Source organism: Pirellulales bacterium, from assembly GCA_035533075.1.
Lineage (GTDB): Bacteria > Planctomycetota > Planctomycetia > Pirellulales > JAICIG01 > DASSFG01.
Window position 1 is genome coordinate 1 of the sequence record DATLUO010000154.1, and the last position, 17,394, is coordinate 17,394.

Sequence of the window (17,394 nt, forward strand, 5' to 3'; positions counted from 1 at the left end):
TACGGTCATCCGAAACCGCTGGCCAGATTATAGCCACCGACCTGCCGCGCGAGAACACCTGTTCAGACCGCCGGTTCGCGAAAGCCGGCCGCCCCAACCCCCAATTTCAGGCCATTTTTTGGGTCAGCGGGAATTGCTGCACATGACCGAGCCCGGCGGCTTTCTGGGCGTTCACCTCGACAACGAGCGCCATCCGCAGACGGGGCTGGCCCGGCGGCTGAACCTGATCGTGTATTGCACCGAAGGGTGGCGGGAAGAATGGGGCGGATGTCTCGAATTCTGGGACCGTGCCCGCACCCGCGTCGTTAGGCGCATCGCCCCCTTGTGGAACCGGGCGGTTTTGTTCGAGACAAGCTCCCATAGTTTTCACGGCCACAGCGAGCCCTTGCGCTGTCCGCCGGAGGTGCGGCGCAAGAGCGTGGCTGTGTACTTTTGGAGCCCGCCCCGCGCGCGAGCGTGTTTCGTCGCGCGGGCCGACGAGCCGCACGACGCGGCGAAAGAAGCCGCCAGATTGGCCCGGAGCCGCGCATGACCGCGACGCGCCTCTTTTGCCGCCTTCGCTGTGCCTGTCGCGAACGCGCGTGAACCGCGAGGCGCGGCGCTGATTCGAGGAGAACCACATGCACATCCGGGTCACCGACGAGCAACTTGCGGACATCAACGGCGGTTTGAAGTGGATCATGTTCCAGCGCGACGGGGCGGGCAGAATGGTCGGCGGCGGCAGTTGGGATTATCCGCTCGTCGACACCCGCCTGCAGTTGCTGCTCGACCGCCTCGGCGCGTCCGGGATTGCCGGCCTGCGCGTGCTGGAGCCGGGCTGCCTCGACGGCCACATCACCGTCGGTCTGTGTGGGGCCGGCGCCGACGTGACGGCCTTCGACGTGCGGCCGAGCTGCGTCATCAAAACGTTCGCCCGCTGCCTGGCTTTCGATTTTCATCCACGGCTGCTCCTGTACGACGCGCGGCGGATGGCGGACCTGGGCACGTTCGACCTGGTCTACCATTCCGGCGTCTTCTACCATCTGGAGAACCCGGTCGAGCATTTTCGGAGCATCGCCGGGATGGCGTCGCGAATGGCTTTCGATACGCACACGGCGCGGCCGAACGAGCCGATCGACGTCGTCGACGGTTATCAAGGCTGCTGGGCGGGCGAATTTGGCTGGCAGGACGAGCAGAGCGGCGTCGGACCGCGTTCGTTCTGGCTTACGCGGCCGGAATTGTTTCGACTCTTTGCCGAATGCGGCTTCGCATACGAGCGGCTGTGGCAGGACGACGCGGCCCCCAACGGGCCGCGAGGGTTTTATTTGTTGACGAGATTGTAAAGCCGATGCCTTGAACCTGGCGGGTCAGCCCTCGCGACCCGCTGGTCGCACCCTACAATTCTGTCAACGCTCATGGCAACGTATCCAAATAACCTTGCAACAGCTCGATCAGGGCTTGCAGTGCGGCGGCCTGGCCCAGTTGGCCGGACTGGATCGCGACTGCCCGCTGTTGCGTGTACATGTTGATCCAAAAGCGCGTGAGCGTGCCCGGTATTCCGTTCTTGGGTTTGTGAGTGTAGAGTCCGCCTTGAATGCGGCGGACGAGCGAGGCCCGCTGGTTGGTGGCCACGCGCTGCAAGTCGTAGTCGCAAAAGGTCACGCGCGGATGGAAATTTCGGTAGCTACCGTACCATGCGTGGATTTCTTCGTCACGGTCGAGCACGTCCAAGGCGCGGCGGAACGGCGCCATTTGGATGGCCGCCACCGCCAGCAGATACGCCGCCTTTAGGCTGGGATCGGTTTGCGGCAAAACGTAGATATAAGGGATGCGGTGCCAATTCGTCTGCGGAATTCCCATCTGCGGATACTGCCACTTGCCATCGATCAGCGGGTGCTGTTGGTTCATCGGTTTGGCGCCGAGCTTGGGCAGCAAGGGTGGCGTCCAGGTGCGTCCCGAATAGCCGACCAAGCCGCCGCGCGTCTGATCGAGCAGCTCGCTGCGAACAAGAATTGTGCCCAGCGTGGGTCCGCGCACGACCGGATGGTTCAACTGCGGCGTCTCGAGCCTGGCATTGGGTCCTGTGGCGTCCGTGCCCATTTCCGCAGGCGGCGGCCACGAGATCGGGTTTCCCAATGGCCCCGAGCTGCGGTCCCAACGTGTGCGCCAGCCGGCGTCGCGCGCGGCCACCACGCCGCGCAGCTTCCAGCACGACTTGCTGCCCGTGTCGACCATCAGTGCCAACACGAACAGCAGCACCGGCAGACAGAGCACGAACTCCAAAGGCGCCAGCCCTCGGCGTGTGGACCGCATCGTTGTTCGACTTCGTCGTAGGGTGGGACCAGCGAGCTTGCGAGCGCCGGCCCACCCTACATCTCGATCTCTCATCCCTCATCTCTCATCCCGTCTCAGTGCATATTCACGCTTTGCAATTCCCACGGCGTAAAGCCTTGCAGGTACCGCACGCGCACATTGCCGAATCCGGGCGGAGGCATGCTGAGCAGCGGCCCAAGGCTGGCACTTGTCGCGGGCACAAGCGCCACGGTCCAGTTCTGATTGAGCAAGTCCCAACTTCGCGGCCGGTTCTGCCAGCGGACCCACCAAATCTGACGATTGCCGCCCAGCGCCGACGCCGCTTCGCCGGGCGCCGGCGGCGGCCCGGTGTCGCCGGGCACGCCGCCGTACAGTCCGCCCGGCGGCGGCAGGCCGGGCTCGTATTGCACCAGCCGCGGCCGCGGAATGAACATCGTCACCTGGGCGTAGGCCATGTCGTCGGCGACGAGCGGATTGCGATACAGGCCCGGCAACGTCTGCCGAAGCTGTGGGCGATAACCAATGCCCACCCAGGTGAATTCCCGTTCCAGATGACTCTGGCGGTCGGCGATCGACTCGACCGGAGTACGGATGACGAACAGCATGTTCTGGGCGGTGTTTTCGACGTCCAGCAGCCAGTCGAGCTTGCCGCAGGTGAACCCGCGCCAGAAGTTGGCGAACTGGCTCATCTGCCCCTCGCTGTCGAAGCCTTGCAGCGTCTCCTTGTTCCAGGCGTCCAAATACTGGTGCGCCAAGGCGTGCCGCTGCTGCGTCGAGATCACAAAGTAATCGCCGCCCGGCAGGTCACTGATCGGATCGACGACGGGCAACGTGCGCATCATCCAAGCGCCGGGGCCATCGTAGGTTGTGCCGAGTGCCTGCCCGGTCGTGCGCCACAGCGTGGCCAGGCAATCGCCGCGTCCGCCGTCGAGCAACCCGTGCTGCCGGGCAATCTCGCGGGCGGTCATCTGGGCGACCTGCGGCATCGTCGCGACGAGGGCCCGCTGATACTTGGGAATCAGCTCCTGCGCGAGAATCTCTTCCAGCACCGGCAGAATCATGGCGCTGGCGGCGGACGACCACTCGGTGAACGAACGGACCATCTCGGCTTCCATGGGCACCTTGAGCGCGGTCGCGGTGCCTAAGGCGGAGAACTTGGGGAAGGGCGAGGCCGCCAGCCAGGGCGCCATGGCGGCCCAGGCGGCGAGCGCGTCGGGGGCAAGCGTTGCCGAGCTGCGGTCGCGGGCCTCGCGCATATAAGCGGTGAGGGCGAACACGTCGCAGATCAGGTGATTGGTGAAGGCCAGCGAGTTCATGCCTCGCGCCAGCATGACCCCGCCCGAATAGGTCGCCGCATCGGCCGCGTTCTGCATCCGCACCTTGCGATCGACCTGCCGGCCGACGTTCATCACCATGCCCAATAGCATGGTCAATAGCAGCAGCGAGAACACCGAGAGCAGGCTGATCGTGCCATCCTGGTCGCGGTGCAGGCGTTGCAAGGTACGCATGGGTGGCTGGGGCAGAGCCTGGCCGCGAGACGGCCGTGAATACCGTAGGGCGGAATGGCCAGGCGATGCCCCGGTCGTCGCACCACCGGGGCATCGCGTGGCCGCCGCGCGGTTTTGCATGGCTGGCTCGATCGAGGCCACGCTCTGCCCCAGCCACCGGCCGTCCAACGAGGCACGCGACGGCCTAGGAAGGCCATCCTCCACGGTCGTCCTGCGAAGCTTACAACGCTTGCACATACGGCAGCACCGATTTCTCGCCCTCGTTGCCCAACGTAACGGTCGCGGAGATGGGATAGACAAACACGCCGTCGCGCTGGCGAATTTTGCGCGCCAAGGTGTCGGGTTCGCCCGACGGCGATACCAGCGGCCGAGACAAGAACCGGCCGGGACCCGGCAGCAGCGCAAACTGGTGCGTCACCGTCACGGTGATCGGATCCTGCCAACCGACTTCCCAGACGTAGAACCGCTCCAGGTCCGGACCGAGCAGGCTGCGCACCAGATACGGACCTAACGGCGGTTCATCGCCGCGGTGCAGGAACGTCACTTCCACCGACGTGGCCGCCGCGGCATACGCCAGCTTGTTGCGCAGCCGAACGTTGACTTGCGGGTTGACGGCCGCTCGCGGCGCCAACGTTTGGTACAGCCGTTCGATCACACCACCGGCTGGCTGGTTTTGGCCGCCGATACCCACGTTACGCGACGGGCAGATCGGCAAGCAGGCCAGCACCGCCGCCGTCTGGATCTTTTGCAGCTTCGGAGTGGGCGAGTTGATGCGATAGATCGTGCCGCCTTGGCCCGGCCCGACGACCGTGAGTAGCGGCCCCACCTGGTTCTCCCGCAAGTAAGGGCCGTAGGTGTCGAAATCGAAGTCATACTGCGGATCGTAAGGCTCGAGCCGGGCCGGAACCCAAACCACCGCGCTGCGCGCCGCTGCGAAGGCCGCGTAATGCACCACGATCGTGCCGATCAACACCTGACTCAATTGCACGATGAACAGCATGACCATCACGAACATCGGCAGCACGAGCACGAAGCTCAGGCTCTGCACCGCGCCCGCTTGGTCGCCGTGCAACCGCGCCAGCCTGCCGAACCGCGGCCGCGCACCGCTCGCGCGCGCGATCGCCCAGGCCGCCGCTGTGGCGATCGCCAAAAGCAGCAACCAGGGACAAGAGGCTTGCAGGACAACTCGGTTCATTGCGGCGTAAAGATGAGGGATGAGAGATGAGGGACGAGGGATGAGGGAGGGACGTCGTGAGGACGAGAGCGAGCGTGCAACGCCGACCTACGACATCGCAGATTGAGGAACGGGGCACGGACAACTCCTTTATCCCTCATCCCTCATCCCTCATCTCTAATCTCTGAACCCTCATCGCAGCAACCCACTATGCACCAATATGACGGCCGCCAGCGCCGTCGGCGCCAGGAACCAAGGAAAGGTCATCAGGGCACGTTCTTCCGGCGACAGCTCGGCCCAGCCACCGATCTTTAGAGTATACAAACCTTGGCGAAAAACTCTCGCCATCAGCCTGCCGGGACCGACTTTCCAAGCCAAGGCGATGATGCCCAGACAGGCGGCCAGCACGAAGGTCCAGAGCAAGGCTTCCAGCCCGCGCTCGACGCCCAGGAACGCCCCCATCATAGCCATCAGCTTTACGTCGCCCCCGCCGACGCGGAACAGGACGTAGCAAACGAGCATCAATCCGCCGCAGAGCGCAAGGCCGGCCAGGCTGTCTTCGATGCCGACCGCGCCGAGGTAGCGACGCGCCTGCTCGTCGGACACCGCCCCGTTCGACTCAAGCACGCCGGCCGAGGCGTTCAGCGCCAGGGCGATCAGCACGCCGGGGTAGGTGGTCCAGTTATAGATTTTGTGCCGGGTGAAGTCGGTCGCGGCGGCGACGGCGATCAGCACAAACAGGCACGCGAGGGCGATCATCGCGGCTGTTACTGGGTGGCGCTGTTCTGCGCCCCTTCGATGTCGGACATGCCCTTGCTCCACAGGGCTTTGATCCGCGGCCAGCCGACCTTGAGCAAGAAGATCAAAATGGGCAGCGCGATGGCGGCGATGATCAATATCGTCTCGAAGCTCACGGCGCCCCGTTCGTCGCGGTGCAGGCGACGGAGCAAATTCGACATCGAGGCTTTTGGACTTGGCTTTGGATTCATGGCGATCACAGGAACGGCCAGGAGATGCAGACCAACAGCATCTCGTACACCTGCCGCATCAACCGCGGCCCCGCCCACATACAGAAGGCGGCCATCGGCAGGACCACACCCATCAACAGCGCATAGTCGAGCGTCGCCGCGCCGGCGCGATCTCGCCGGTTCCGACTTCCGCGTCTGGTACGTCGCCCGCCCATAACGCTCACTCTAAGGCAGCCGGGCCAGAAGTGCAAGTTATTCAGCCCACTACGGGCCCGTCAGCTTCACCTCCCGCTCCAGCCCGTACTGAGCCAGTTCCTCGCGGAAGCCCGGCACGACGCCCGTCGGCGTCAGTTCGGCCAGCACGGCGCCCTCTCGCGTGCGGCCTACGATCTTGTGCAAAAACAGGTCGACAAGCTCATAACGGTTGTCTCGGTCGAGCCCCTTGACCTCGGCGATTTGCGTGATTCTCCGCGAGCCGTCGTCGGCGAAGCGGGCAAGCTGCACGATCAGGTGAATGGCCGAACCGACCTGAGCGCGGGCCACATAGACCGGAATCTCCACCTCAGACATCAGCGACAGCGTTTCCAGCCGCGTGAGCGCGTCGCGGGCGGAATTGGCATGCACCGTCGACAGGCTGCCGGCATGCCCGCTGAGCATCGACTGCACCAGGTCGAGCGCCTCGCCCGAACGCACTTCGCCGACCACGATGCGATCGGGCCGCATTCTCAGCGAGGCCACGAACAACTGCCGCACCGTCAGTCCGCCGCGGTCGAAGGCGTTCGGCGGCCGCGCCTCCAGATACAAGCAGTGCCGCTGCAGCAGCCGCAGCTCGGAGGTGTCTTCGATGACCACGATGCGTTCCTCGTCGGGGATGGCCCTCGACAGCGCCCCCAACAGCGACGTCTTGCCGGTGCCCGTGCCGCCGGAGATCAAGATGTTCTTCTTCATCCGCACGCACAGTTCCAAAAACTCTTTGGCGGCGGGCGACAGACTGCCGAAGCGGAGCAGGTCGTCGAGCGTGAGCGTCTCGCGCGAGAACTTGCGGATGGTAAGGTAGATGCGGCGCGAGGCCGTGGGGATGACCGCGTGAACGCGCGAGCCGTTGGGCAGCCGGGCATCGAGCACCGGCCGGTCTTCGTTGATCTCGCGGCCGACCCACTGGGCCACGTTGTGGATGGCCGACAAGAGCGCGTCGTCGCTGGAAAAGCGGGCCGCCGTCAATTCCAGCCGCCCGCGGCGTTCGATGTAAATCTGGTCGTACCCGTTGACCATGATCTCGGTCACCGATTCGTCTTCCAGAAAGGGACCGATCGGGCCCAGAAAGTAGCTGACGCTGGCTTCGAAGATCGCTTGTCGGGACATGGCACTTACGCCGAAGGCTGAACGCCGTTCGCAGAGGCGGCCGTCAGCCTAACAGGGGCCGCCGGCTTGTCAACCTGTCGACCACCTAAGCCGCCGGCCAGGCCGGCTCTTGCCGCTCGATGTGGCTGCAGGGCCGCCTCGGCTAGTCGCCTTGGACGATCGCTTGACCATTGGTCCGGTCGCCCAAGCTGACGAAGGAACCGCCGCGAAAAACCTCTTCTCGATCGCGTGTCAAGCGACCTACGGGTCGGGCCAGCCGGTGGTTTGCCAGGATTGCCCGCTCCGGCTAGTCGATGAACGCCGCCAGCGAGCGCGAACGCGCGGGATATTGCAGCTTGGTCAGCGCTTTCGACTCGATCTGGCGTATCCGCTCGCGCGTCAGGTTGAAGATGCGGCCGATCTCTTCCAGCGTGTAGCAATAACCGTCGGCCAGCCCGTAACGCAGCCGCACCACCTCCCGCTCGCGGTGCGCCAACGAGGCCAACGCCTCGTCGAGCCGCCGGCGCAGGTCTTCGCGGGTCGTTTCCACCAGGGTGGCCGGTTCTCGATAATCGGCCACGAAATCGCCGAAGCTGCCGGCATCGTGCTCGTGCAGCGGTTGGTCGAGCGATAACGGCGTGGCAAGCATCCTCTCGACCTGCAGGGCCGTGGCGGTCTGCTCCAGCGACAGCCCGGCGGCCGCGGCGATCTCTTCGCGCGTCGGATTGCGGCCCAACTCCTGACGCAGCAGCGCCGACAGACGGCGGACCGAACGCATGGTCTCTTCCAGGTGCGAAGGCACCGGAATCGTATGGGCCTGCTCGGCGATGGCGCGGGTCACCGCCTGACGGATCCACCAGGTCGCGTAGGTGGAAAAGCGAAAGCCCCGTTGCGGCTCGAATTTGTCGACCGCCCGCATCAGTCCCGCGTTGCCTTCTTGAATCAGATCGAGCAACGACAGTCCGCGTCCCTGATAGTGCTTGGCGATGGAGACGACCAGCCGCAGATTGCTGGTACACAGCTCGGTCTTGGCCGCGGCATACTCGGCCTGCAAAGCAGTCAGCCGCGCAACGTGGGCCGACATCGTCGAGGAGCTTTCGCCGGTCACTTGCACCAAGAACCGCAGGGCGCAACGGATGGCTTGCAGCGCCGCCGGCGAGGCTTCGGGCGACGACTTGAGCGCGGCCAAGCGGTCCGACAGCCGGCCCATGCGTCGAGCGAGACTCATCAGCTTGTCGGCCAACGGTTGCAGCCGCGTGCCCCGCGGCCCCAGTTCTTCCATCAGCCGGGCGGCGCGCCGCCGGCGGGCCAGCAGGTTGCGCCAGGCCGACCGCCGCTGGCAGGCCGCGAGCCGCTTGTCCATCACGCGGCGGAATGTGGCATGGTTGAGGTGCAACAGGCACTCCAACGTGGCCAGGTTGGCCAGCAACGGACCGCGCAACTGGCGTTTGCGGTCGGCATCGGTCGCCAGCACGTCGAGCACGCGGTCCAGCCGTTCGCCGCCGTCGCGCACTTTGCGGAGCAGGGAAGCCATTTCGGCCAGCACCCAGTCGCTGCTCAACAAATCGCGGTAAAACCGCCGCCGCGTAAGAGCCACCCGTTCGGCCGCGGCCCTTTCTTCGGCGCGCGTCAACAGCGGCCGGCCGCCGATTTGCGACAGATAGAGGCGCATCGGATCGGCCATGCCTGTTGCGGCGTGCCGCGGCAAAGCGTCGATCTGTGCGTCGGGCGCCGCGGTAAGCTCGCGGGCATCGTGGCGCAGCGCCCCTGCGGAAAGCGGCAGCGCGAAAGAAGACTGGCACTCTGTGAGAGGGTCGCCGACGTTGGCCGGTGGAAGCATAAGCCGAGTAATCCGATTGTCGTGCCGCCTGGTCGCTCAGCCTCGATCGCTTCTACGCCGGCATGGCCCAGCGGCGCAGCGAAGCTTTTGGCCATGACGACGGCCAGACGGAGGGAAGCTGTGCGTGCCCGTCGCGGCACAATCTGTGGAGTGATGTCGCGGATGAATGGAATTGCCCCGCGGAGAGGCCGCGTCCTGCCGCCTGTATTGAACCTAGAAGCGTCTTACAACCGGCACAACCCCCCTAAGCGTTATGTCGCTTCTTAATTTTCAATCCGCCTAAACAAGAGAAACGGAATGGCCGTGGCTTGAGCAGAGCCTAAGCGATGCCCCGATGGTAGCGCATCGGGGCATCGCTTAGGCTCTGCCCCAGCCACCGCATTTTGTCAGCGATGACGGGCCCATTTGGGGTCGCGCGACGTAGATCGCCGGACGCAACGGGCACGGTCACTGTCCGGCCGACGAAAGCAAGGCGTCCTTGAGTGGACCGATCCAGGCCTCGCGGTGGGGATCGTAGACGCCGAAACCGGAACAGAATTCCCAATAGGCAAAGCCGATCTTACGCTTCAGGGCTTCGTCGGCGACGAATCGCGACCAGCGAGCTCGGGAGTCGAGATCGGCCTTGCCGTAGGCGCCAAACTCGCCCAAGAAGACGGGGAGGCGGTGCTTGACGCCGTAAGCGATGGCCGCGTTCAGGTCGCGGCGAATGGCCGTTTGCTCCTCCTTGGTGCCGGTCCATTTCGTGCCCAGCCACTCTTGCGCTTGTGGGCCGGCCCAGGTGGCGCCCTGGTGCGTGAAGTGAAACGGGCTGTAGTAATGCACGGTAACGACCAATTGGCGGTCGTCCGGCGGCAACTCCAGCAGCGGCAGCTCTTTGATGCTGTTGGCGCCCACCGGACCAACGACGATCTGCCGCCTCGGATTGCTGCCGCGAATGACGCCGATCGCCTCCGCCGCCAGCCGGTTCCACTTCTCGGCCGTCAGCTTCTCGATCGGCTCGTTCAAGAGCTCGAAAGCCAGTTCCGGCGGCTGGTCGCGATAACGCTCGGCGATCTGTCGCCAGAGTGCCAGGAACCGCTCGCGGTGGGCGTCCGGCAGTTTCATGATCTCGTCGTAGTGATGGATGTTGACGATCGCCCGCAGTCCGCGGCGCAACGACTGTTCGATGGCCCAATCGACTCGCCTGGCAAACTCGGCCTCGATGCGAAACGGCGCCGCCTGCTGGGCATGGTTCGACCAGCGGACCGGTATGCGGACCGAGTCGAAGCCGGCCCGCCGAATCGCCTCGAAATACGCTTCCTTCAGCGTCACGCCCCATTCACCTTCGTGGGGCGCTTCGAGCGCGTTGCCCAGGTTCACGCCGCGTCCAAAGACGGGCTTCAACTGCACAAAGAACGGATCGCTTTCGTACTCCTGCGACTGCGCGTCGAAGCGGACTGCCCGGATCGTCTCGACAAAAAAGTGGTAGGCGCGGCCGGGCCGATCGAGCAGCACCTCGAAGGAGACGATGTTCTTCAGGTCGAGCGGATGGCCGGGATCACCGTGCCAGACACCGAAGGGAACGACGACGGTGGCCTTGCCGTGCGGCGGCGCGGTGGCCGATTCGACGTTGCAGTGATTCCGCCCGTCGGCGCCGGGATTGTTGACGCTCAGCAACACGCGGACCGACACGTCCTGCGGGTTGCGAACGTCCATCTCGACCCCGTCGAAGCCTGAGAGATTCCATTTTCCCTCGCGCGGCTCGATGTAAATGCCGGGATACGCGGCGTCGGCGTCGGTCGTAACCTCCAGCACAGGCCCGGCACCGTTGCGTTTGATCTCGGCCTTGGCCTGCGCAGGCCGCAACGTGACGGCCTGCTGGTCGCGAAAATCGACCAGCGCTCGCGGACCTGGCGGCGGTTCGGCGGCGGGACTGACGTCGCTCATCGCCAGGGCGCCAATGCTGACGGCGACGGTTGACAGCAAACGGGACGAGAGGGGTAGAGTTCGCATGGGATTAATGCAGAACGGGCAAGGGATCTGACGGCAAGTCGATGAGCTTGACAACGATTTGTTTCCCGACCGCGCCGGCATAGCGTTGCAGCGTTGTCATCGTCGGATTGCCATGCACGCCGGTTTCCAACTTGCTGATCGCTCCGCGGTCCATGCCTGTTCGCTCAGCGACGTCCGCGAGGCTAAGTCCAGCATCTTCACGCGCCTTGCGCAGTGCGGAAATTGTTTGCAGCAACTCCACATAGTCTTCCAACGGCACTGGGTCGCTGTATTCGCCGCTGGCCACCAACTGCTCCAACGTGGGCTTGTCCCGCTGTGCCTGCGCACGAATCGCCTCGATCCGCGCTTTTTGCTCGGGAGTGCGTTCGATCTTCATTTGACGTCTGCGGATAGGCATCGCAATTCTCAACGCGGTTCGGGTACGTCGTAGGCCGTAATCGGGTACGCGATGAGCGGTGAATCGCTCACACGCTCCCAAATCACCGCCAGATGTCGTCCCGTCGTCGTATATCCAAATGTCGTCGGATTACCACTGGATCTGCTTTCGACCGTTGGATTTCGCGGGTTGTGCAGCACGTCTTCAACTTCATCCTTCGTCACACCGTGTTCGGCAATATGCTGCACGTTTCCTTGCGGCTCGTCGTCCAAGTCCCAGATGATGTCGATCAGCACAGTGGTGGCTCCAACTCTGTTGAAATATATTGCAGCAGCCGCCTAGAGGCAAGGGAGCGCGTTTGGAAAGCCGATCGCCAGACCAAGCCGTCTTTTGCCGCCTCCACGATTGGACGTATGATGCACACATGAAGCTCATCAAGGTCTCGGCGGCGGTGCTGAACCAGACGCCGCTCGATTGGGAAGGAAACAAGGCCCGCATCCTGGCCGCCCTCGAGGCCGCGCGGTCCGCGGGCGTCTCGCTCGTCTGCCTGCCGGAGCTGTGCATCACCGGCTATGGCTGCGAAGACGCCTTCCTGTCGCCGGGCTTGCAGAGCATGGCTTTGCGGGTGCTGGGCGAAATCGTGCCCCAAACGCGCGGCATGATCGTGTCGATCGGCCTGCCGCTGCTTTATCATCACGGACTGTTCGACGTGGCCTGCCTGGCGGCCGACGGACAGATTCTCGGTTTCACCGCCAAGCGCTTTCTGGCGGGCGACGGAATTCACTACGAGCCGCGATGGTTCAAGCCCTGGCCCGCCGGGCACCGCGGCCAGGTCTCCGTGCTCGGCCGCGACTATCCGCTGGGCGACATTCATTACAACTGCGGCGGACTGAAAATCGGCTTTGAGATTTGCGAAGATGCCTGGGTCGCCAATCGGCCCGGCAGCGAGCTGGCGCTGCGCGGCGTCGACGTCATCTTCAACCCCAGCGCCAGCCATTTCGCCTTCGGCAAGGCCGAAATCCGCCACCGCTTCGTGCTGGAAGGGTCACGGGCATTCGGCGTCAGCTACCTTTACTCAAACCTGCTGGGCAACGAAGCGGGCCGCGCGATCTACGACGGCGGCGCTCTCATCGCGTCCGGCGGAAAGCTGCTGGCGGCCGGACCGCGGTTCTCCTTCGCCGACTTTCAGTTGACCAACGCCCTGATCGACGTCGATGCCACGCGGATGGCCCAGTCTCGCACCGGCAGCTTTTCGCCCAGCGTCGAAAGCGAAGTCGACTGCGTCCGCGCCGCGTTCGACTTTCCCACGCTCGTGCCCGAAGTCGAAGCCGCGACGGTGGCGGGCTGGGAAAAAGGCCCCCACGTCAAAGAAGAGGAGTTCGCCTGTGCCATCAGTCTCGGATTGTTCGATTATTTGCGCAAGAGCCGCTCGTGCGGCTATGTGGTGTCATTGTCCGGCGGGGTCGATTCGGCCACCGTGGCATGCCTGGCGGCGATGGGCGTGGAGTTCGGCGTGCGAGAGCTGGGTCTCGACGGCCTTCTTCGCAAGCTGCCTTACTTGCCGCGCGGCCGCGAGGTCCGCTCGGCGGCCGATCTGGTCCGCGTGCTGCTGGCATGCGTCTATCAATCGACGTGCAACAGCTCGCAGGCCACGCGCGACGCCGCCCGCGGCGTGGCCGAAGCGATCGGCGCCGAGTTTTTGGAGTGGGACGTGGACGACCTGGTGCGGCAATACACAGCCATCGTCTCGCGTGCGATCGGGCGGCAGCTCGACTGGCAGTGCGACGATCTGGCGCTGCAAAACATCCAGGCCCGCGCGCGAGCACCGGGCGTGTGGCTGTTGGCCAATCTGCGCGGGGCGCTGTTGCTCTCGACCAGCAACCGCTCGGAAGCGGCCGTCGGTTATGCCACGATGGACGGCGACACCAGCGGCGGGCTAAGTCCGATTGCCGGCATCGACAAAGCCTTTCTGCTCCGCTGGCTGGTCTGGCTGGAGAAGCACGGCCCCGAGGGGCTGCGGCCGGTTCCGGCGTTGGCGGCCGTCAATTGCCAGGCGCCGACGGCCGAGCTGCGGCCGTTGGAACGCTGCCAGACCGACGAGCAGGACCTGATGCCTTACGCCTTGCTCGACGAGATCGAGCGGGCGGCGATCCGCGACAAGTACACGCCGCTGGAAGTTCTGTTGCGGGTGCGGACGCGGTTCACGCAATACACGATCGAGCAGCTTGGCTTGTGGGTCGAGCGTTTCTTTCGACTTTGGTGCCGCAACCAGTGGAAGCGCGAGCGTTACGCGCCGTCGTTCCATGTCGACGACGAGAACCTCGATCCAAAAACCTGGTGTCGTTTTCCGATTTTGTCCGGCGGCTACGAGCGCGAGCTGACCGAGCTGCGGGACTATGTCAAGGGCGAGCGGGAGGCGTAACTTATGCAACTCGACGACGAAGTCTGCCTCTGTTTTCACGTCACGAAGCGCAAGGTGGTGAACTTTTTGCGGGTCGAAAAACCGCGGCGGCCGGGCCAGTTGAGCGAGTGCTTCGGAGCGGGCACCGGCTGCGGCTGGTGCCGGAATTATCTCAGACGGCTGTTTGAGGAGGCGGTGCAAGGCGGCGTGACGGACGAGCACGATCCAACTCCGGAAGAATACGCCCGCCAGCGGTCGGCCTATGTCCATGCCGGACACGGCACCCCGCCGCCTGGTGCTACGCCCGTCGACGAAACAGAATAGTTCAGAAACCGTCCGTGATCCGTTCGCCACCCGCTTTCGTCGCCAGGGCCTGCAGGGTCTTGACCGGTATCGTCGAGCGCAGGCTGGAAGTGTGCCCATCGCCAAAAACGGCGGCACAAGTACCGCCGTGACGGCTGCGAATGCCTCCCTTCGTCGGCGACATGAGACCATTGCGAAGAGTGCCAAACGGCACGTCGCGAGGCTCCATCCATTGGATTCCAGCCCCGGCCGCTTCCACCACCGTGACCGTGTTGGAAGTGCCATCGCGGATCTCCTCGAATTTTGATCCGTGGTCCGCAGCCAGAATCGTTCCCGGTCCGTCGATCGCCGCATAACTCGTCTCGCCCGGCTTTGCCAGATCATCGCTGGGGCACCGACTACCCGCAATTGATCCATTTCCTCAGCGGTCCAAGGACTGTCGTCATAGTCCGGCTCAGCAAGCCGCTGGTAGGTGTCGGCCCGCAACAGTACGCATTGGTTCCCGTCTTCAACAACGCGGACGGGCAATCCGTCTCGAATCGAATTTCGCTGCTCTTCGGTCAGCTCGATCATTGCGATTTTCCTCTCGTTAGTTGCCCTGCCTCTCGCCGTTCGCTAAAGTGGCCACAAGCGCCCACCGAAATCATGCCCGCCTAATCGCACCTTATGCCACAGGTGCGCATCTTTCAAGAGAACGAACGATGAGCGCAACTGAAGACCCTATCGTCCGCAGCGGCCGCCGCGAGGCGCTGGCCGCGCTGGTCATTTGGCTGGCCGCCATGACCTACACGGTCGGCTATTGCTACCTATTCGGCTACCGGAGCGGTCCGGCGAGCATGAAGCTGATTTGGGGCGTGCCCGACTGGGTGCTGTGGGGTGTCGTGGCGCCGTGGACCGCGTGTACGATCGCCGCCGGCGTGCTGGCGTTCGCCTTCATGGCCGACGCCGACTTGGGCGAAGAACGTGCGGAGTCCGACGATCTGTTCGCGCCCGCGGAGCAGACGGATGAGTGAAAGCTCCGGAAATGCCGGCACCTTGGCCGCCATCCTGCTCTTTGTGGCCGCCTCCGTCTGGTTGGGAACGCTGGCCCAACGCATCGTCGAGCGCGGCTCGTTCCTGCGCGGCTACTTTCTCGGCAATCGCGGACTGGGAGCCTGGGCCTTGGCGCTGACGGCCACCGTGCAGAGCGGCGGCACGTTCATGGGGTTTCCGTCGCTGGTCTATTCGCACGGCTGGGCGCTGGCCCTGTGGATCGCCAGTTACATGGTGGTGCCGATCACGGGCTTCGCCGTCGTCGGCAAACGTATGGCGCATCTTTCCCGCCGGACCGGAGCCATCACCGTGCCCGACCTGTTCCGCGAACGCTTCGCCAGCCCCAGCCTGGGCCTGCTCAGCCTGACGCTGGTTCTGTTTTTCATGTGCTTTCTGATGGTGGCCCAGTTCAAGGCCGGCGCGATCGTGCTCAAGGTCGCCTGGCCTGGGTCTGGGGCACTCACGCTCGACGAGACGCAGGAGGGCCAACTCGATTTTTATTACTACCTGGGGCTGAGCATTTTCGCCCTGACGGTGGTCGGCTACACGGTGATCGGGGGGTTTCTGGCCGCGGTCTGGACCGACCTGTTTCAAAGCGTGATGATGCTGATCGGCGTGCTGATTCTCCTGCCGCTGGTCGTTTCGGCCGCCGGCGGACTGGAGCACGCTTCGCAGGCGGCGGTCGAGCAGACCGGCCCCGGCTTTTTGCTGCCCACGGGTTATTCGGCCGACGGGCGGGTGTTTATGCCTTTGGGGCTCGCCGTGTCGGTCTTTTTCGTCTGGGTCTTTGCGGGCGTGGGCTCGCCGGCCGGCATCGTGCGGATCATGGCCAGCAAAAACACCGAGACGGTCCGCAAATCGGTGTTCTTGCTGGCCGCTTACAACATGCTCATCTACCTGCCGCTGATTGTGATCTGCGTCTGCGGCCGGGCGATCATTCCGAATCTGCAGGCGACCGACGAGATCATTCCGCGGTTGGCCTTGCACACGACCAGTCACTTGAGCGGCGGCTCGCTCTTGGCCGGGCTGATCCTGACGGCCCCCTTCGGCGCGGTGATGGCCACGGTCAGCTCGTTTCTGGTGGTGATTGCCTCGGGCCTGGTACGCGACTTCTATCAGCGGCTGATCCGGCCGCAAGCCTCGATGCACGAAATCAAACGGCTGACCTACGCGGCGATGATCGGCGTGGGGATCATGGCCTTCGTGGCGAACCTGAATCCCGTGCAGTATTTGCAGGCGCTGGTGGTGTTCAGCGGCAGCGGCGCGGCGTCGGCCTTTGCAGTGCCCGCGGTGATGGCGGCCTATTGGCGGCGTGCGACGGCCGCCGGCGTGATGGCGGCGATGCTGCTCGGCGCCGGGACGGTCGTCGCCTTATACGTGATCGGCTTCAATCTGCCCGATCCAATGATCGGACAAAGCACGCGCTTTCGGCCTTATTATCTGTTCGGCCTGGAGCCGATCGTGTGGGGCCTGGCGGGGTCGCTGTCGTCGGGCGTGATCGTCAGCCTGCTCACCTCACCGCCGCCGGTCGACGTGGTCTCGCGTTTGTTCGACCGGGCTTAGTTAGTGCTCTGTCGGGGCATCGCTTGGCCGCAGAGCGTGTCCTCAAACCGGGCCCGTCCTGGCCAAGCTCTGCCCCAGCCACCGCCGCTGCTTCGCGATGCCCCGATTTGACGGATGCCAAAACCTGACCTATGAATTTCAATGGACAACGTTGAGGCACACACATCGAAGACGCAAGGGCACAAGCGATGGCAAACGGCAACAGTAAATCGGAAACAGGGGCGATTTTTCAACTCGATCTCGATTGGCAGCGGCAGCGCGAGACGTTTCTCGACTGGGGCCGCGAACCGCGGGCACTGTCGGTGATCGACGTCGCGGTCACGTCGCTTTTTTTCCTCTTCACCTGGGGCGCCGCCCTCTGGCTGGGGCACGGCGACCGGAGCGTCGGCGCGGCGGCCATCGCCATCGTCGTTCTGTTCTCGTTTCGCTCGCGCGCGTTCGAGTCGGCCTACCGGGCCTATTTGCATACCAGAAGCCGGTTGGCCCAACTCTTGGCTGCCCGCTAACGCCAAAAGCTCTCGGCCGCAACGGCGAGATCAAGTCAAGATGGACGGTCGGGCACTCGCCATCGCATCCCACCGACTTGACTCGGCCAGACCGATCG

At 64.3% G+C, this 17,394-nt stretch carries 19 protein-coding genes; 7 read left to right on the forward strand and 12 right to left on the reverse strand.

Features of this window, described 5'->3' with window-relative positions; translation table 11 throughout:
* Positions 1 to 142 precede the first annotated feature (142 nt).
* Positions 143 to 532 carry a 2OG-Fe(II) oxygenase gene (locus VNH11_19500; GenBank protein ID HVA48560.1) on the forward strand — a complete coding sequence of 130 codons (390 nt, stop codon included), beginning with the start codon at positions 143 to 145 and terminating at the stop codon, positions 530 to 532.
* An 88-nt stretch (positions 533 to 620) separates the two neighbouring features.
* The gene (locus tag VNH11_19505; GenBank protein ID HVA48561.1) at positions 621 to 1,322 is read left to right on the forward strand and encodes a methyltransferase domain-containing protein; all 702 of its coding nucleotides are present in this window, start codon (positions 621 to 623) and stop codon (positions 1,320 to 1,322) included.
* 70 nt (positions 1,323 to 1,392) lie between these two features.
* Here the strand turns inward: VNH11_19505 and VNH11_19510 are convergent, their stop codons facing one another.
* From VNH11_19510 to VNH11_19560, 11 genes are all read right to left on the reverse strand, one after another.
* The gene (locus VNH11_19510) at positions 1,393 to 2,292 is read right to left on the reverse strand and encodes a TadE family protein (GenBank protein HVA48562.1); all 900 of its coding nucleotides are present in this window, start codon (positions 2,290 to 2,292) and stop codon (positions 1,393 to 1,395) included.
* Between the two features lie 95 nt (positions 2,293 to 2,387).
* Positions 2,388 to 3,800, reverse strand: a complete 1,413-nt coding sequence (locus VNH11_19515; protein ID HVA48563.1) for a pilus assembly protein TadG-related protein — start codon at positions 3,798 to 3,800, stop codon at positions 2,388 to 2,390.
* Between the two features lie 220 nt (positions 3,801 to 4,020).
* Positions 4,021 to 4,995, reverse strand: a complete 975-nt coding sequence (locus VNH11_19520) for a TadE/TadG family type IV pilus assembly protein (protein HVA48564.1) — start codon at positions 4,993 to 4,995, stop codon at positions 4,021 to 4,023.
* A gap of 171 nt (positions 4,996 to 5,166) precedes the next feature.
* Positions 5,167 to 5,733, reverse strand: a complete 567-nt coding sequence (locus VNH11_19525; protein HVA48565.1) for an A24 family peptidase — start codon at positions 5,731 to 5,733, stop codon at positions 5,167 to 5,169.
* Positions 5,734 to 5,741: 8 nt separating this feature from the next.
* A complete protein-coding gene (locus VNH11_19530) occupies positions 5,742 to 5,933 on the reverse strand; it encodes a hypothetical protein (protein HVA48566.1) in 192 nt (63 codons plus the stop codon).
* A 35-nt stretch (positions 5,934 to 5,968) separates the two neighbouring features.
* Positions 5,969 to 6,157 carry a hypothetical protein gene (locus VNH11_19535; GenBank protein HVA48567.1) on the reverse strand — a complete coding sequence of 63 codons (189 nt, stop codon included), beginning with the start codon at positions 6,155 to 6,157 and terminating at the stop codon, positions 5,969 to 5,971.
* A gap of 49 nt (positions 6,158 to 6,206) precedes the next feature.
* The gene (locus VNH11_19540; GenBank protein ID HVA48568.1) at positions 6,207 to 7,304 is read right to left on the reverse strand and encodes a CpaF family protein; all 1,098 of its coding nucleotides are present in this window, start codon (positions 7,302 to 7,304) and stop codon (positions 6,207 to 6,209) included.
* Between the two features lie 286 nt (positions 7,305 to 7,590).
* Positions 7,591 to 9,123 carry a sigma-70 family RNA polymerase sigma factor gene (locus VNH11_19545; protein ID HVA48569.1) on the reverse strand — a complete coding sequence of 511 codons (1,533 nt, stop codon included), beginning with the start codon at positions 9,121 to 9,123 and terminating at the stop codon, positions 7,591 to 7,593.
* 447 nt (positions 9,124 to 9,570) lie between these two features.
* Entirely contained in the window at positions 9,571 to 11,115 is a 1,545-nt protein-coding gene (locus VNH11_19550; protein HVA48570.1) for a cellulase family glycosylhydrolase, read from the reverse strand.
* Positions 11,116 to 11,119: 4 nt separating this feature from the next.
* Positions 11,120 to 11,491, reverse strand: a complete 372-nt coding sequence (locus VNH11_19555; GenBank protein HVA48571.1) for a helix-turn-helix domain-containing protein — start codon at positions 11,489 to 11,491, stop codon at positions 11,120 to 11,122.
* 29 nt (positions 11,492 to 11,520) lie between these two features.
* Positions 11,521 to 11,787 carry a hypothetical protein gene (locus tag VNH11_19560; GenBank protein HVA48572.1) on the reverse strand — a complete coding sequence of 89 codons (267 nt, stop codon included), beginning with the start codon at positions 11,785 to 11,787 and terminating at the stop codon, positions 11,521 to 11,523.
* A gap of 128 nt (positions 11,788 to 11,915) precedes the next feature.
* Here VNH11_19560 and nadE point away from each other — a divergent pair, with 128 nt between their 5' ends.
* Together nadE and VNH11_19570 are read left to right on the forward strand one after the other, a co-directional pair.
* On the forward strand, positions 11,916 to 13,913 hold the full coding sequence (gene nadE, locus VNH11_19565) for an NAD(+) synthase (protein ID HVA48573.1): 1,998 nt from the start codon (positions 11,916 to 11,918) through the stop codon (positions 13,911 to 13,913).
* A gap of 3 nt (positions 13,914 to 13,916) precedes the next feature.
* Entirely contained in the window at positions 13,917 to 14,216 is a 300-nt protein-coding gene (locus VNH11_19570; protein HVA48574.1) for a (2Fe-2S)-binding protein, read from the forward strand.
* Between the two features lies 1 nt (position 14,217).
* Here VNH11_19570 and VNH11_19575 read toward each other — a convergent pair whose 3' ends face one another.
* Positions 14,218 to 14,379, reverse strand: a complete 162-nt coding sequence (locus tag VNH11_19575) for a hypothetical protein (GenBank protein HVA48575.1) — start codon at positions 14,377 to 14,379, stop codon at positions 14,218 to 14,220.
* A gap of 517 nt (positions 14,380 to 14,896) precedes the next feature.
* On the opposite strand from VNH11_19575, the gene VNH11_19580 reads away from it, so the two are divergent.
* From VNH11_19580 to VNH11_19590, 3 genes are all read left to right on the forward strand, one after another.
* On the forward strand, positions 14,897 to 15,208 hold the full coding sequence (locus tag VNH11_19580) for a DUF997 family protein (protein HVA48576.1): 312 nt from the start codon (positions 14,897 to 14,899) through the stop codon (positions 15,206 to 15,208).
* Positions 15,201 to 16,790 (forward strand): sodium:solute symporter, encoded by a 1,590-nt coding sequence (locus tag VNH11_19585; GenBank protein HVA48577.1) that lies wholly within the window; start codon positions 15,201 to 15,203, stop codon positions 16,788 to 16,790. The genes VNH11_19580 and VNH11_19585 overlap by 8 nt, the downstream gene beginning before the upstream one ends.
* A gap of 188 nt (positions 16,791 to 16,978) precedes the next feature.
* Positions 16,979 to 17,296, forward strand: a complete 318-nt coding sequence (locus tag VNH11_19590) for a hypothetical protein (protein ID HVA48578.1) — start codon at positions 16,979 to 16,981, stop codon at positions 17,294 to 17,296.
* The last annotated feature ends 98 nt before the right edge of the window (positions 17,297 to 17,394 follow it).

Coding starts and splice junctions, on each gene's coding strand:
- VNH11_19500 (HVA48560.1), top strand. CDS start 143: ATGACCGAGCCCGGCGGCTTTCTGGGCGTTCACCTCGACAACGAGCGC.
- VNH11_19505 (HVA48561.1), top strand. CDS start 621: ATGCACATCCGGGTCACCGACGAGCAACTTGCGGACATCAACGGCGGT.
- VNH11_19510 (HVA48562.1), bottom strand. CDS start 2,292: ATGCGGTCCACACGCCGAGGGCTGGCGCCTTTGGAGTTCGTGCTCTGT.
- VNH11_19515 (HVA48563.1), bottom strand. CDS start 3,800: ATGCGTACCTTGCAACGCCTGCACCGCGACCAGGATGGCACGATCAGC.
- VNH11_19520 (HVA48564.1), bottom strand. CDS start 4,995: ATGAACCGAGTTGTCCTGCAAGCCTCTTGTCCCTGGTTGCTGCTTTTG.
- VNH11_19525 (HVA48565.1), bottom strand. CDS start 5,733: ATGATCGCCCTCGCGTGCCTGTTTGTGCTGATCGCCGTCGCCGCCGCG.
- VNH11_19530 (HVA48566.1), bottom strand. CDS start 5,933: ATGTCGAATTTGCTCCGTCGCCTGCACCGCGACGAACGGGGCGCCGTG.
- VNH11_19535 (HVA48567.1), bottom strand. CDS start 6,157: ATGGGCGGGCGACGTACCAGACGCGGAAGTCGGAACCGGCGAGATCGC.
- VNH11_19540 (HVA48568.1), bottom strand. CDS start 7,304: ATGTCCCGACAAGCGATCTTCGAAGCCAGCGTCAGCTACTTTCTGGGC.
- VNH11_19545 (HVA48569.1), bottom strand. CDS start 9,123: ATGCTTCCACCGGCCAACGTCGGCGACCCTCTCACAGAGTGCCAGTCT.
- VNH11_19550 (HVA48570.1), bottom strand. CDS start 11,115: ATGCGAACTCTACCCCTCTCGTCCCGTTTGCTGTCAACCGTCGCCGTC.
- VNH11_19555 (HVA48571.1), bottom strand. CDS start 11,491: ATGAAGATCGAACGCACTCCCGAGCAAAAAGCGCGGATCGAGGCGATT.
- nadE (HVA48573.1), top strand. CDS start 11,916: ATGAAGCTCATCAAGGTCTCGGCGGCGGTGCTGAACCAGACGCCGCTC.
- VNH11_19570 (HVA48574.1), top strand. CDS start 13,917: ATGCAACTCGACGACGAAGTCTGCCTCTGTTTTCACGTCACGAAGCGC.
- VNH11_19575 (HVA48575.1), bottom strand. CDS start 14,379: ATGTCGCCGACGAAGGGAGGCATTCGCAGCCGTCACGGCGGTACTTGT.
- VNH11_19580 (HVA48576.1), top strand. CDS start 14,897: ATGAGCGCAACTGAAGACCCTATCGTCCGCAGCGGCCGCCGCGAGGCG.
- VNH11_19585 (HVA48577.1), top strand. CDS start 15,201: ATGAGTGAAAGCTCCGGAAATGCCGGCACCTTGGCCGCCATCCTGCTC.
- VNH11_19590 (HVA48578.1), top strand. CDS start 16,979: ATGGCAAACGGCAACAGTAAATCGGAAACAGGGGCGATTTTTCAACTC.